The organism is Bacillus sp. ok061 (assembly GCF_900108285.1).
GTDB lineage: Bacteria > Bacillota > Bacilli > Bacillales > Bacillaceae_G > Bacillus_A > Bacillus_A thuringiensis_S.
Window position 1 is genome coordinate 89416 of the sequence record NZ_FNUW01000012.1, and the last position, 16489, is coordinate 105904.

Sequence of the window (16489 nt, forward strand, 5' to 3'; positions counted from 1 at the left end):
TTTTAGTTAACTTGGATTAACTTTTCAATTTTCTTTTTAAATGGTTGCACAACATTTTGACCAATACGTTCAATTTCATGCTCACTAATCTGAGAAGTAATAAGAAAATAATTTGCCCCTATTTCCCAAAAATCAGTTAACGTCGAGATGACTTCCTCATAGCTACCAACAATAGAAATTGAATTAGATGGGTTAACTAAACTTAGACCTCCCCAAAGATGATCATCTATCCACATACTATCTTTTGTAATTAAATCTTTGTATCGGCGAAGTCCAACAGAATCTGCATTATCTAAAAATAGCTTAGTCATCCGCTTTAAGGCTGCTGGTGTTCTCTCAAGTAATTCATATGCTTCTTCATATGCTTCTTCCGAAGTCTCACGAGCAATGATGTCTACTAAAATAGCACATGGAATTTTCTCGCGCCCATATTGCTTAGCGTAATTATTAACTGTTTGATAGTGTTCTCTAAGACTTTTGCGATCTGTTGCATAAAGTATATAAGCATCACCATACTCTGCAGCTACTCTCATTGCCTCCTCGGAGGACCCCGCTACAAAGTAGCGGGCACTTCGAGATAGATCTTCCTTTGGATAAATATCACTATTTTCTACTTGATAAAACTCACCTTTATAGCTAGTTACTCCTCGTCTTAATTGTTGTAACAGCTCAATATATTCTTTTGTCCTAGCATATCGAACATGGTGCGGTTCTGGTAATCCATCACGCGCAAGGACAAGCGAGGCACTTCCAGTTACAATGTTAATATCTGCACGATTACCAATTAAACTATTTAAAGTATTCAATGCTTTTGCTGTTACGGTAGGAAGCATCTGGTTTGTATTTTGCGCAACCAAAATCTTTACAAACTCCGTATTCATTCCAATCATAGACGCTGCTATCATCGGATCAACAGATGTTGGTGCAATGGAAACCAATACCGAGTCAAAGTTATTCTTCTCAGCTCTTTTAGCTTGATTAACATATTCCTCTAGAAGTTCTTTTGTTTGTGGTGTTGGAATAACAGGTAATCCCCAGCAAAACTCAACTTTTGACGGAACTACTTCTTTATTAATCATGTTGTTCCCCTCCCTTTACTACTTTCTACTTTTTAAAGCAGATAATGTATTTTTCATAACCGATTTCGCTTTCAATAACTCTTTTTTATTTGTTAAATTGTTATTTACTTCTTGATTACTTAAATATTTAGCAAGAGATTTAATTGACGTATGCTCATAAAGAACAACTATAGGTAAGTCTCGTTTAAAGGCCTCTTTTAATTTCACATTAATACGAACAAGATCTAAAGAACTCATTCCTAGATCGAAGAAATTATCGTAAATTCCTATTTCTTCGATTCCAAACATATCTTTTAATAATTCATATAATTGTTGTTCAATTTCATTAGTTGGTGGTCTATACGTTGTGGAAACATCTGAACGATTCTGCTTTAATCTATTCTTACTTCCTTTTTCCAATAGTTCATTATAATAGTTGGCACCATTTAAAAGTTTCCAATGTAAATCTATTGGAGAAACCACGACTTGTTGTTGATTTCTATTGATGATACTACGGAATACTTTTAAACCCTCTTCTACAGTTACACCATCATGTAATACACTTTCCATATCCATATTAAATTGCTTTGCCCATATTTCAGCCGACTTAAGTGACATACCCACCTCTTGCCAATCTGGCCAATTAATAGCTACAGTGAACACTCCATCATGAGCCCGCTTATAAAACGCAAATGCATCTAAAAATTCATTCGCTGCATTATAACCACTCTGACCAAATTTCATATGATACGCCACATTACCAATTGATGAACATAATACGAAGAAATCAATTGGTTCATCTTTTAATAAAGCATCGAGTACTAGTGTACCTTTAATTTTCGGAGCTAAAATTTTATTATTAGATTCTTTTTCACGATTCATCATAATACCTAGATAATCAGCGACACCTGCTGCATGAATTACGCCATTAATAGAACCAAAACGAGATTTAGCCTTATCAATTGCCTGTTTCATATCATCTTGATTGGAAACATCAGAACTTAGGATCATGTATTCTGCACCTTGAGACTCCATTGTCAACAAATCAGAAATAACTCGGCTTACACGCTCGTCTTTATTTTCTAAGTACTGTTCCCATTGATTACGAGGTGGGAACTCTGAGCGGCCAATCAATATAAGTTTGACATTTGGTACTCTATTAGCTAAATCTTTTGCAATTTCAAATCCAATTCCACCAAGTCCACCAGTAATTAAATAAACGCCACCCTCTCGTAATCTATCAATTTCTACATCTTCTTCCTCAAAAGGACTTTGAATAATCGTTTGCGCCCATCGATGACGTCCTCGATAAGCTACAACTATATCAGTAGAATCCACAAAACTCTCCATTAAACCCGCTTCTTCAAACATTTGTTGAGAATCTGTATCCATATCAATGGTACGACATTTTATATTTTGAAACTCAAGATTGCATATTTTTGAAAAGCCTAGAATTGTAGCTTGCTCTGGCTTTAAGTTCAGCTCTGTACCTGTAACTTCAAACATACGGTCAGTAAAAATGTTTAACTGTAATGCTCCCTCATAATCAATTTTCCCAATTGCTTGTGCAATATAAAGTAACGAATAATATCCTTCATCCATTGATCGTTCAATTCTCTCTTGATCGAGAATAACCTCATTAACTGGATTAAAGCTCCAAGCATGTATAATCTTATTTGGTAATAAATCTTTTTGTTCTAATTCTGAAAATAGCATTTCATAATGCATTTTTTGAGATGGACATATCGTATATAAACCGTCGGATTTTTCAGAGAAAATACCACCTGTTTTAACTTCAATTACATCATGACCTTCTCTTTTTAATTTTTCTATCAGTCGATTGAATCGATTTAGTTGATCATTGAAAATAAGCCATTTATATTTTTGTTCTTTCTTTATTTGTATAGATTTTAATGTTTTGCGTTCCCAAGAAGGCAAATAAAACCAGTCTTTAATATTAGCCTGTTTATTATGGCCTCTTGTTTCCTGAGTTAAACTCTGAGATTGAGTATTAAAAAATGGATCAGCTTTAAATCGTTTTTTCATGAAAGGATACGTTGGTAAATCTAATAACCTTTTATTCTCACTGTTATTAAAAGTATTCCAATTTATAGTTCCACCTTGCATCCATAACCGTCCCATTTGCTTGCATAAATGCTCGAAGTCATTTGATTTATCCAGAGGATGACGTAACATGTTTAAAGCCAATTGATCTTTACTTCTATTTAAATGTTTTAATACAAAAGTTGATAATGCATTACCTGGTCCAATCTCAAGGCAAATTACATTTTTCAAATGAAAAATTTCAGATAATCCCTTTGAAAATTGAACAGTACTTCGTAGATGCTGTGCCCAATAAGAAGGTGATGTGGCTTGATTTGCTGTAATCATTTCACCTGTAACATTAGATATATAAGGTATTTTAGGACTTGATAATTTTATATTTCCTACAGCTTGCTCAAATGCATCTAGAACTTCATCCATCATTCGAGAATGGAAAGCATGCGAAGTAAATAGATGCGTTGTCTTTACTCCATGATTTAAAAGTAATTCCTCAATCTTATTGATTGAAAGTACAGTACCAGAAATTACTGAATGTTGAGAGGAATTTACAGCTGCTATATCTACATCATCTGTTATATAGGTTTTTAATTCTTCAACAGATAAATTTACACTTAGCATAGCGCCTTCTGGTACGCTATTCATTAACTTCCCTCTAATCATTACTAAATGTAATGCATCTTCATAAGACATTACTTCTGCTAAACAAGCTGCTACAAACTCACCAATACTATGGCCAAACATGACCCTTGGATAAACTCCCCAATTCATTAGAAGCTTGGCTAATGCATATTCAATAGTGAATAGTAGAGGTTGCGTCATTGAAGTTCTATTTAACTGTTCAGTTGCTTTATCCTCTGTCTCCTTTGTAGGATACAAAATATTTTTCATGTCTATATCTAACCAATTTGAGAGTAAGGCTAAACCTTGATCAACGTGTTCACGAAATACAGGTTCATTTTCATATAAATCTCTACCCATATTGATATACTGTGATCCTTGACCTGAAAAAAGAAAGGCTAAAGGTCTACTCTCCATTGCGTTTGTTTTCTCTAGTCCCGTATCACCAAGTTTTTCTATGGCATCCTCTATTCCATTAGCAACTACAGCAGTTCTGTATGGAAATTCACGACGACCTTTTTGTAATGTATAAGCTGTATCAGATAGTGATATCTCTGGATTCTCCTTCAAATGCAATAATAGATCGTTAGTAGCTTTATCTAAGGATTCCTCTGTTTTTGCTGAAACAGTTAATAAGTTCCAAGATTGTTTTTCAAAATTCTTAGCATTGTCAGGAACAGACTCTAACACTATATGTGCATTAGTTCCACCCATCCCAAACGAACTAACACCCGCTCTTCTTACTTCTTCTTTCCATGGGATAAGTTCCGTATTTACACGAAACGGATTTTTTCCAAAATCAATGCTAGGGTTTGGGTTATTATAATGAAGGCTCGCCGGAATTTTCTTGTTTTTCAAAGCTAAGACCGTCTTTATAAATCCTCCAACTCCTGCTGCAGCATCTAAATGTCCAATGTTCGTCTTCACTGATCCAATTAAAACTCTACCTGGTTCTTGCTTACCAAAAGCTAACTTCAATGCTTCTACTTCTATAGGATCACCTAGTTGCGTACCAGTACCATGAGTTTCTATATATGAGATTTCTTCAGGCTTAACGCCAGCTATTTCATGAGCCGATTTTATAACAGCAGCTTGTCCATCAACCCCTGGCGCTGTAAATCCAGCCTTATTGGATCCATCATTGTTTACTGCAGCTCCCTTAATAACTCCATGTATTAAATTCCCATCTCGAAGAGCGTCCTCTAACCTTTTCAGTACTACAATACCAGCACCATTTCCACCCACTGTTCCTTGAGCATCCTTATCAAAAGCTCGACAATGACCATCTGGTGAGAAAATCATACCATCTTCATATAAATATCCTGTTTTTGTTGGATAAGTTATACTTACTCCCCCGGCCAAGGCTATGTCGCATCGTCCATCGATAAGATCTGCCCATGCGTTTTGAATAGCAACTAAGGAGGTAGAACAAGCTGTTTGTACTGTAATCGCTGGTCCTTTTAGATTTAATTTATAAGCCAATCGAGTAGCAAAGAAATCTTTTTCGTTTAACAACATTGCTTGGAAATCTTCTAATGTATTAGAAGATTCACTAGCAATAGAACGAAGCCAGTGGAAATTTGGTGATCCTCCAACATAAACTCCTGTATCCATATGAGAAGAATTAACCTCACCTGCTTGTTCTAGTGCTTCCCATGCGCATTCATGAAGTATTCGCAGTTGTGGATCCATCATTTCAGCTTCTTTTAGACTGTAATCAAAAAATTCATTATCAAATGCATCTACATCTTCTAAATACCCTTTAGATTTTATATAATTAGGTTTTTGAATCACTTCTTTTGGTATGCCCATCTCACTAAGTTCTTCATCTGTAAATGTACGAATGGATTCTATCCCTTGTTCTAAATTTGACCAGAATTGCTTAAGATTAGAAGCGCCTGGCATACGAACCGCCATACCAACCACTGCTACATCATTTTTATTCATAGATAAAAGATTTTCTTTCTTAACTTCTTCAGGTTGGTGTTCCATAGCATTATCACTTCTAAAATAGGAAGCTTGATCATGAACCGTTGGGTATCGGAATAACATAGGCATTGTAAGTTCTTTTTCAAACTTGCTTCGTAAACGAGAGAACAATCGAACCATTTTTAAGGAGTTCCCTCCAACATCAAAGAAATTATCATACAACCCTACTTTTTCTACCCCCAAAACTTCCTTCCAAACATCAGCTACCGTTGTTTCAAGCTCATCTAGTAAATCATTTGGTTGTACTAACTTAGTAGGCTTAGGTAAAGCACGACGATTAACTTTTCCATTCGTAGTTAATGGCATTTCACTTAAAAGTACAAAATACATAGGTATCATATACGAAGGTATTTTGTCAGTAAGATAATAACGTAATTCATTTTGAGATATATCTTGATCAGTTAGTATATAAGCACACAGTTCTTGTTCCTCTCCAAAAGCAATAGATAAAACTACCGCTTCCTTCACATCCGCATGCTGTTGTAAATGATGTTCTATTTCTCCTGTTTCAATTCGATAACCACGTATCTTCACTTGATGATCACTACGACCTATATACTCCATTTCGCCATTTTCAAGAATACGGACTAAATCTCCTGATCTATATAATCTTTCACTTGGATTATAAGGATTCTGTATAAAACGTTCACTGTTTAGTTCAGGACGATTTAGATATCCCCGCGCAACTCCATACCCTCCAACATAAAGTTCCCCTTGCATTCCCTTAGGTGTAGGATTCATATGTTTGTCAAATACATAGCACGAATACGTAGGAAGAGGCACGCCTATAGCACTAAGATTACTGTGCATTTCTTTTTCTCCAATTTCCTTATAAGTAACATGTACTGTTGTCTCAGTTATTCCATACATATTTACTATGACCGTATTAGGTGAACGCTTAAACCAACTTTGCAGTAAACCTGGCTTCAGCATTTCCCCCCCAAATGTAATTAACCTAATTTTAAAAGCAAGTTTAGGCATCTCTTCAACTACTTGTTGAAAAACATAGAATGCAGATGGAGTTTGATTCAATACCGTTACTCCCTCATCTGCAATCAACTGAGCAAGTTTATACGTATCACGGATTGTTTCTTTTGTTGCCAGGACAAGACGTCCACCATAAGTAAGTGATCCAAATATCTCCCAAACTGACATATCAAAACAGAAAGAATGAAATAGTAACCACACATCATTACTAGAGAATTTAAAACTATTTGGTTGATGCATGACAAGTTGTATTACATTACTATGTTCAATCATAACCCCTTTAGGACGTCCTGTTGTTCCAGAAGTATAAATGACATATGCTAAATTATTTGGGGCAACATCTACTCTCTCGAAATCTTGCATCGGTGTCTTATTAAGTTCTTCAATAAAAAGTATTGTGCTATCAAATTTAACTTTATCCTCAAATAAATTTGAGGTTATTATTACATTTGAACCACTATCTTGAAGAATAAAATCAATGCGTTCCTGCGGATAATCAGGATCAATTGGAACATAAGCCCCACCTGCTTTTAAAATACCAAGTAGAGAGATAATCATATTAAATGAGTAATCCAACATTACAGCTACTGGCGAATCTAAAGTTACACCTTCTTTTAGAAGAGCAAATGCCACTTTATCCGCACGCTCATTCAATTCTCCATAAGTCATCTCACTATTCTCAAATGTAAGTGCCACTCTCTCAGGATGCTTTTCAGCTTGCATCTCAATTAATTGATGAAGTGTTGTGTGTGGGAATGTAGCACTTTGATTTTGACCACCTTGAAGCAAAAACTTTTCTTCTGCCTCATCTAACATCTTAAGAGTTTGTATTGGTTGTCCTTCATCTAAAAGCATTGAATCTAATAGTTGTATAAAATGGTTAGTTATACTGGTAATAATGGATTCATCAAATAGATCTTCAGGCCACATCATTGCAAGTTTAATAGAATCGAAACACTCTATTGAGACGGTTAAATCATAGTTGGTCATTTCATTTACTTCATAACCTGAAATTCTTACACTTTCATCAATTTCTTTCAGCTTTTCTATATCAAGAGGATAATTCTCAACTACCATAATAGTGTCAAATGACACGTTTAAATCAACAATTGGAGTCGTTTCATATTCAGTTCTTCTTTGGACATCACTTTGAATTCTTTGTAAAAGATCTGAAACAGTCATTCTCCCATCAGCACTTACACGAAGTGGTGGTGTATTTATAAATAAACCTACCATTTCATTCAGACCGTGCATTGGAATTGAACGCCCGGATACTGTTGTACCGAATATTACGTCCTCTGAATTTTTGTACCTTTGTAATAATAGACCCCAGGCTGTATAGAATAATGTAGCCAATGTTACACCTTGATTACTTGCAAAACTTCGAAATCTATCACTTTGCTCTTTATCTATCTCTTTTACATATGTTTTTGCTTTTTTTAGTTGATTAGAATTTTTATTGGATAAATTTAATTGTTCAGTTAATTCATTTAAATATTGTTCCCAAAAAAGCTTTTGTTTTGATTTATCTTGTTTTTGTTGCCATAGTATATATTCTTTAAATTTCTTTTTATTTATAGATGATGGTACATCTCCCTTTATTAACTCTCGATATACCTTAATAAACTCTTGTAAAATAATACCATTACTCCAACCATCAAACAAAATATGATGATGACGTAAAACCATTTCATATTCGCCTTCGTTCAAATGGCACAGTTCGATAGAAAAGGGAACTGTTTGTAAATCAAAGCTTTCTGTATCATTAGATACTTTGCCATCACTATAAATAATGTTCGGAGTATGCTCTTTTAGTATAAGTTGTACAGGTTGTTTAACTTTTTCCCATCGAAAAATTGTACGCAGCATTTCATTTTCCCGCGTCACATAATTCCACGCCTCTTCAAACTTTGGAATATTAATTTTTCCAGTTAAGCAAAGTCGAAGCTCTTCATGATATAACTTTCCTTCGGGTTCTTTCAAATAATGATAAAGAATACCTTCCTGCACTGGTGTAAGAGCGATTACATCTTCAATATCTTCTTTATGAATCTTTACTGCTTTCCTCATTAACAGAACCTCCTACAAGTGTGGTATGGTGTGAATATTTATCGGAACCTAATAAGGCAAGTGCTTTTCTATCTATCTTTCCGCTATCCGTTAATGGCATTTCATTTACACGTACAAAACGGTTAGGTATCATATAATCTGGTAAAAATAAGCGAAGATATTTTTTTAACTTCTCTAACTCAATATCATTTTCTGACTCATAGAAAGCTATTAACTTAACTACCATCTCAGATTCTTGTCTTACAATTACCGCACATTGTAAAACTCCTTCACAAGACATTAAACACGATTCTATTTCCCCTAACTCAATACGAAGCCCATTAACTTTAACTTGAAAATCAATTCTTCCATGAAACTCAATATTCCCATCCGATCTTATTAAAGCTAAGTCACCAGTTTTATATATACGGGTATCAAGGGAATATTGTACAAACTTTTCTGCAGTTAATTGCGGCCTATTTACATATCCACGTGCTAATCCTATACCTGAGATACATAATTCTCCTATATGGCCTTCCGGAAGTTTATTACCATATTTATCAACAACAAACATCTCAATATTCTTAATTGGTCGCCCTATTGGAACGCTCCCTTCTGTAATCTCATGTGTCGGACAATCATAAGCAGTCACATCAATGGTTGCTTCAGTAGGTCCGTACAGATTAGTAAGAAGTGTACCATTAGAGAAATTTAGCAACTTATTAAAACGGTTTACATGTTGAGACAGTAGTGCCTCACCACTAACAAATACTTGTTTCAACGATTTTATTCGGTTAGTTTCACCTGTCACATCAAGATAGTGTAAAAATGCACTTAACATAGATGGTACAAAATGCATAATTGTCACGTCATTACTTTCAGTTGTCTCAATAATAGCCTGTGGAAACTTCTCCATCCCCGGCGCAAGAATACATACTTTGGCTCCAACTATGGCCCACCAGAACATCTCCCATACGGATACATCAAATGTATAAGGGGTCTTTTGTAATATAGTATCCTTTGAACTAATTGGATAAGCCTCTTGCATCCACTCAATTCGATTTATTAAGGCCGAATGCTCAATCATAACACCCTTAGGTTTCCCAGTTGAACCGGAAGTGTATATTACGTACACAAGATCAGAGGGTTTGTTAATACACTCTAGATTTTCACTCTTTCCTTCATAGGAAATCGAATCTAAAGCCAACATATCAGCCTTCAAACTATCTTGAAAACGATGTAGGATTTGCTTTTGCGTCAGTATTAATTTAGCACCGCTATCTTCTATAATGAATTGTAATCGTGATGATGGATGATTCGGGGAAAGCGGAAGATATGCTCCGCCCGCTTTCAATATCCCGAAAATTCCGACAACCATTTCGATAGATCGCTCTACCATAATACCTACAACTGTATCTGGACCAACTCCACCTTCACGTAAAAGACGAGCTAATTGGTTACTTTTTTCATTTAATTCCTTATAGGTTAATGTTTCTTTTTTAAAGATAACAGCAACCTCATCTGGCGTACGGACTACTTGTTCTTCAAACAGCTTTTGTATACATGTACTCATCCGGGTTGTATCACTCCTTTAGTTACAGGTATTTTTTCAATGGCACGTTTCGCTTTTTTAGCAAATCCCTTACCAAGTAATAGCTGATGAATCTGATTACTCCCCTCAACGATCTCCATTGTTTTGGAATCTCTAAAGCACCTTGATATTGAATAATTATCATTACAACCAAGTGCTCCCATAATCTGTACAGCATTCGTTGAATGCCTTGTACCTGAGCGCGATGCAAAATATTTTGCAATCATAATCTTTTCAGTAGCATCAGCTCGATGTTCATTTTTGGCCTTACAAGCTTCTAAACTAAGGAGTATAGAAGCTTCTAAATCTACTCCCATATCCGTAATCATATGTGAAATCATGCCATGATCAATTAGAGAGTTACCAAATGCACTTCTATGTAATACATGATTCCCACAGATTTCTAAACAAGTACGTAATACACCAAGAGCAGCAAAGGCAATTGAAATACGCCCAAATTCTAAAGCATACGGTGCAAGGTAAGTAAAAGCAAATCCTGGTCTACCAATGATATTTTCTAAAGGTATTTCTACATTATTGAATTCAATTTCTGCCAAATATGCAGCTTTAAATCCAAGCATGTCTCTTATATGAGTAACATTTACACCCGCACTATCTTTTGGTACTAAACAGGCAACTGGTTGTTCACCATTTAGTTTTCCAAATACCAAAAACACATCAGCAGCTGCACCAAAAGTGATCCACTTCTTCACTCCATTAAGTATTAATTTATCCCCGTGTTGATCGAAGTTCGTTTTAATCATATTTAAATCTGATCCTGCTCCAGGTTCAGTAAGGGCTAATGCAGCTATTTGATTACCAGATGCAAGTAATGGTAACCACTGATTTTTTTGATTTTCTGTTCCCCATTTTAAAATCGTTTCTGTTACCATCGTATGGACATTAAATAATCCCGAAAGAGAGACACTACCTCTTGCTATTGCTTCAGTAAATAACCCATACGTTACATAATCCCATTCTAATCCACCATACTCTGCTGGAAGTGTTCCACCTAAATAACCATTTTTAGCACAAGTCTTTATTATGTCTGATGGAATGCCCTGTTCAATCTCCCAACTATTAGCGTAAGGTTCTATATTTTCATAAACAAAATCCAAAAAATTCTGATACATTTTATATTGAGATGGCTCTAAGTATTGTTTCATGTCCATTACCGAACCATTTGCTTATTTCTTATAAAATTACCAATAGAATTTACAGACTTATAGTTATCCATATCTAAGTCATCCATAGTTACCTTTATGGCAAATTCTTTTTCAAGAAAAGTCATCAATTGGATTGCAAATAAAGAATTAACTAATCCTTCTTCAAAAATCTCAGTATCATCATTAAATTCAATACCTACATGATCTTGAATATACATATGAATAATTTGTTCTAAATTTTTATCTTGCATTTTATACACCCCTATTTGTAATTTTTAATTTTAATAAGCGTAAAAACCTTTACCACTCTTTCTACCACATTCACCTGCATCCACCATCTTTTTAAGTAATGGACAACATCTAAACTTTGGATCTTGATATTCCTCATAAAGTACATTCAAAGAATGTACTACTGTATCTAACCCAATTAAATCTGCTGTTTCTAATGGACCCATTGTATGTCCAAAGCATTTTTTAAATATATCGTCTACCTGTTTAGGCGTTGCTACACCATCCATTACAACCCAAGCCGATTCATTCATGAATAAGTGGGAGATACGGTTAGAAACAAACCCAGTCTGATCATTAACCACAATTGCATCTTTATCTAATTGTTTGAGGAAAGATTGAGCTTTTTCGACCGTTTCATCTGAAGTTAAATACCCTCTAATAACTTCTATAGATGGTTTCATATATACCGGATTCATAAAATGCATTCCTATTATTTTATCTGGACGCTTTGTTACTCCTCCTACTTTTGTTATTGAGATACAAGACGTATTGACTCCAAAAATTGTATCCTTTTTACATATCTCATCTAATCTTCTATAGATCGGCTCTTTAATTTGCCAGTTTTCTGGAACATTTTCTACTATATAATCACATTCAGCCACTTCATCAAGATTAGTAGAGCTACTTATTAACGAAAGTACTTCTTCCTTATGCATTCTAGGAAATGCTTTATTAATTAGAGGAGCAAAGCGAACTGTCTCTAATATTTTCTCTTCCGCTATTTCTAACTGCTCTTCTGTAACATCAATTAATACCGTTTCTAGACCATGCAGCATTAAATCTACTGCCATGCCGATCCCCATTGTTCCAGCACCTACAATACCAATTTTCTTGAACATTTATCCACCATCGCTCCCTTAATATATTTATAATTTATATCTAAAAACTTTTACATTGAAGAACTCTTTGCTGGTAACGTTTTTGTTCTCTCTCTTTAATCTGTTTTTCAGTAAGTGCTGTTTTCATCATTTGGATTGCTTCTTCTACATCACTTTTCTCCACTGAATACCCCGAATTAATTTTTTCTTCCAATTGACTTTGGACCTTTTGAAATGGGAGTACTACCTTTTTCTGATAATCACTTAAATCTGTATTATAATTTTTTGTACTTACAACTACAGTTAAACACCCTGATATAACTTCTTCATAATCAGATTCTTGTAATGTAAAAGAATTTTTTGTATTTAGGATATCTTTCTCCCTTTCATAATTAAATGTCGATATAGCAGGGTTAATAGCTTGCAGAAGATACTTCAAGACTTCCTTTGGTCCCATTTCAATAGCTTTCATAGACCCTTGATTCATTTGATAGTGAATCATGTCCAACCATTTCACAGGCTTTATTAATTGTAAGTAAAGGTTTTCTCTTATATTTTCTACACCTTTATACATTGAACTATCATGATTCGCTATGACAGGTACTAATGGCTGTTTCATATCTATATTTTCTAGTACACTCTTATATTTTTCAGCAGCAGGTTGCATCATAGGAGAATGAAATGGCCCACTTAATTTAAGGGGGATTGCAATTCCCCCATGCTCTACTACCATTTCACAAGCTAACTGAACCGCAGAGTTTGTACCAGAAATTGATGTTTTATTTGGAGTGTCATAAGCCGATATATATACTTCCTGTCCCTTGGTTAACAATTCTGAACAAATACCTTCAACAATTTCTGGAGCAAGATTGTTAACCCATGCCATAGTTCCATCTATAGTCAATGCATAGCTACTCAAAATCGTACTACGTTCTTGTACTAATTTTAAGGTATCTGAAAATGCAATTGCTCCAGAAGCACATAGAGCTGTATATTCTCCCAAAGAATATCCAATCATTGCCTCTGGTTTATTGCCTATTTCCTGTTCAAAAACTCGAAAAGCTGCCATGCTAGTTGTTACTAAAGCAGTCTGTGAATTTTGTAACTTTTCAAGGTCATCTTTGTATATCTTCTCCATACAAAGGGAAGCCATGTCTATTTTTAGAGTGTCACTTGCTTCTTCAAATATCTCACGTGCTACAGGGAAGTTTTCATAAAGGTACTTACCCATTCCAGAATAATGGGATCCTACGCCAGGAAACATAAATACAATATTCATCTTTTTATCTCCCTTTTTTTCATCTTAAGCTATCTTCAACTCTATCTAATAAAGCTCGTCCCTCTTCAGTTTTTCTTAAATTCACTAAATCAACTATATAGCGAATATCTGATACATCATTCCATCCTAAATCCAGTGCAAGATTCATATGCTTTAACGAAAGATCGATTCTATCAATTAATGAATAACCACATGAAAGTAAAAAATGATGCCATGCATTTAAATCTCCTATAGTACGAGCTTTTTGTACAAACTCACTAGCTTTATTAAAATCTGAATAGTATCTTAGTTGATGGTATGCGGTAAAAACGAAATTATCTAATTCGTTATAAGGAAACACATAAGCTGTATAGGTTTGAAGATTTGTGAATCCAACTTTCCCCGCTAGTTTAATAGATGGAATACGAAAATCCTCTGTCTTCCAATGTGGTGTTCTTCCTTGTTTTAAACAGTCATCCAAGAATGCTCTTGCAGCCAACCAAGCATACCCTTTACCTCGCTGGAATAAATCATAAGTATTAATTCCAATTTCCACATCAGTATCTGTTGCAAAAACCGATAAGCAACTAGTTACAACTTGTTCATGTACCATTACTACATAACCAAATCCATTTCGGATGAAATCCTGAGTTGACTCCCAAAAATCAACAATATCATCCCGTACCATTGCGAACTTTTTATCTGATAGCATGTCGATTGTAATTCGTTCCACCGTTACCTCATCAGGCATATTAGGTTTAGATAACTTATTATAAGACTCCGGATCAAAAGTAAATGTTACTCGAGTGTAAGGTTTAGGAATAAACATTTGCAATTGTTCCTCGACAACCTGTTTCCATTTTGATTCGGGTAATAATTCAACCTGAAAAAAGTCATCCCCTATCTGCTGAGCCTCAGGTGCAATTACTTCTTTAATAAAAGTTGGTAGACTTGAAACAAAATTACTTGTAGGATCACCTAATAAATAAAAAATTTCTTGTTCTGCCCATACAAGTGCACATCTAGGGTTATTAGGATTATCCACATAAATATGTCCCTTATTGTAACCATGAGCTATACCATTCAGTATTGGATGGTTCTTATAATCAACGAGAAGTGGAGATATTTGTTTGAATTCATCCTTTTCTTTTACCAATTCATAAATCATATTCTTAAAAGTCCTCCCTTTTGAGAACAAGTGTGAAGTGCATGCTGCGCAATAATTGGCTGAAGTACCTGCGAGGTACCTTCAATAATTTCTAAAACCTTTGCTTCCCTAAATAAACGCTCAACAGGATATTCTCTTGAAAACCCGTTTCCACCAAACACTTGGACAGCGTTTGTGGCTACCTTCATAGCCATCTTTGAGGCAAAATATTTTGCAATGGTTGTTTCAATTACAGCATCAGTATGTCTATCCTGACGCTTTTTCCCAGCCTCTTGGCATAACGAACGAGCTGCTTTTATATTTACACTTGCTTCTGCTAAAATTGTTTGAATTGCTTCATATTCACATATATATTTATTTCCTTGTTTTCTTCTTCTTGAATAAGCTACCATTGCTTCTAGTGCTTCTTGAGCAATGGCTACTCCCGCCCAGGCAATACTATATCTACCATGATCAAGAGCTGTGTTAACTACATAACTCCATCCACCCCCAATTGGTCCTAACAAATTTTCAGCTGGTACCTTTACATCTTGCAAATGAATCTCAGCTATATGCGAGGAATTACTTGCTAACAGTTTACTCATTTTATTTGTAGAAACACCCGTCATTGACCGTTCAACAATAAAAGCGCTAACTTTTCCCTCACTAGACGCAAAAACTAAAAAACAATCCGCAATGTCAGCAAAAGAAATCCATTTTTTGTGCCCATTAAGAATAAAATGATCATTAACTTGTTTATAGGAAGTTCCAACAGCTTTTGCATCAGAACCAACCTCTGGCTCAGTTAGGGCAAATGAAAATAATTGGTTCCCCTTTGCCATCTCAGGTAACCATTTTCTCTTTTGCTCTTCAGTCCCCCACCTTTTAATTGACTCCCCTACTAAAGATACATGAACTGTAAGTAATTCACGAACCGAATTACAAGCTTTACCAATGATTTCAGTAAGACGACCATAATCTAAAGAATCAAGAGAAAGCCCACCATATTCTTTTGGTATCGTTGCACCCAATACACCATAACTTGAGATTTCTTGTATCACATCATAGGGAAGCTCTTCATTACTTTCAAACTCACTTGCTCGAGGCCGAAGCTTCTTTTCCGCAAACTCATCAACTACTCCCAGAATCTCTTCTGCATTACTCATACTGTGAAATTCCCATTCTTCTTTTTGTTAATTAGATCAACCATATTATTAATAGTAGAAAAGTTAATAATATCAAGTTCATCATTATCTACTACTATATCAAACTCCGTTTCTATGAAATTTAACATTTGCATAGCAAAGAGCGAATTTACATAACCTTTTTCAAATATGTTGTCATCATTAGCAACAATAGTTTCCTCTGCATTAAAAATAATAAGATTTTTTTTAATGTATTGACGTATTTTTTCATGATTATCCATGTAATTACTCCTTCTGAGACCTGGGAA

The 16489-nt window shown here is 34.9% G+C and carries 10 protein-coding genes; all 10 read right to left on the reverse strand.

From position 1 onward, the window contains the following. Nucleotides 1–2: 2 nt before the first annotated feature. Genes C4S65_RS17285 through C4S65_RS17330 form a run of 10 tightly spaced genes read right to left on the reverse strand, consistent with a single transcriptional unit; the run spans nt 3 to nt 16462 of the window. Entirely contained in the window at nt 3–1079 is a 1077-nt protein-coding gene (locus C4S65_RS17285) for an LLM class flavin-dependent oxidoreductase (protein ID WP_000608547.1), read from the reverse strand. A gap of 18 nt (nt 1080–1097) precedes the next feature. Next, the gene (locus C4S65_RS17290) at nt 1098–8786 is read right to left on the reverse strand and encodes a hybrid non-ribosomal peptide synthetase/type I polyketide synthase (RefSeq protein ID WP_103945333.1); all 7689 of its coding nucleotides are present in this window, start codon (nt 8784–8786) and stop codon (nt 1098–1100) included. Then, nucleotides 8761–10338 carry a zwittermicin A synthase ZmaJ gene (zmaJ, locus tag C4S65_RS17295; protein ID WP_098838457.1) on the reverse strand — a complete coding sequence of 526 codons (1578 nt, stop codon included), beginning with the start codon at nt 10336–10338 and terminating at the stop codon, nt 8761–8763. The genes C4S65_RS17290 and zmaJ overlap by 26 nt, the downstream gene beginning before the upstream one ends. Then, a complete protein-coding gene (locus tag C4S65_RS17300) occupies nt 10335–11528 on the reverse strand; it encodes an acyl-CoA dehydrogenase family protein (RefSeq protein WP_016090574.1) in 1194 nt (397 codons plus the stop codon). The genes zmaJ and C4S65_RS17300 overlap by 4 nt, the downstream gene beginning before the upstream one ends. After that, the gene (locus tag C4S65_RS17305) at nt 11528–11773 is read right to left on the reverse strand and encodes a phosphopantetheine-binding protein (protein ID WP_001152970.1); all 246 of its coding nucleotides are present in this window, start codon (nt 11771–11773) and stop codon (nt 11528–11530) included. The genes C4S65_RS17300 and C4S65_RS17305 overlap by 1 nt, the downstream gene beginning before the upstream one ends. 30 nt (nt 11774–11803) lie before the next feature. Then, the gene (locus C4S65_RS17310) at nt 11804–12652 is read right to left on the reverse strand and encodes a 3-hydroxyacyl-CoA dehydrogenase family protein (protein WP_103945334.1); all 849 of its coding nucleotides are present in this window, start codon (nt 12650–12652) and stop codon (nt 11804–11806) included. A 40-nt stretch (nt 12653–12692) separates the two neighbouring features. Next, complete coding sequence (locus C4S65_RS17315; RefSeq protein ID WP_103945335.1) at nt 12693–13910, reverse strand: ACP S-malonyltransferase; 1218 nt, start codon at nt 13908–13910, stop codon at nt 12693–12695. 19 nt (nt 13911–13929) lie between these two features. Further along, the gene (locus C4S65_RS17320) at nt 13930–15057 is read right to left on the reverse strand and encodes a GNAT family N-acetyltransferase (RefSeq protein WP_103945336.1); all 1128 of its coding nucleotides are present in this window, start codon (nt 15055–15057) and stop codon (nt 13930–13932) included. Next, nucleotides 15054–16202, reverse strand: coding sequence for an acyl-CoA dehydrogenase family protein (locus C4S65_RS17325; RefSeq protein ID WP_103945337.1), 1149 nt, complete (start codon nt 16200–16202; stop codon nt 15054–15056). The genes C4S65_RS17320 and C4S65_RS17325 overlap by 4 nt, the downstream gene beginning before the upstream one ends. After that, nucleotides 16199–16462, reverse strand: coding sequence for a phosphopantetheine-binding protein (locus C4S65_RS17330; protein WP_000368639.1), 264 nt, complete (start codon nt 16460–16462; stop codon nt 16199–16201). Before C4S65_RS17330 ends, C4S65_RS17325 begins: the two co-directional genes overlap by 4 nt. Nucleotides 16463–16489: the final 27 nt, after the last annotated feature.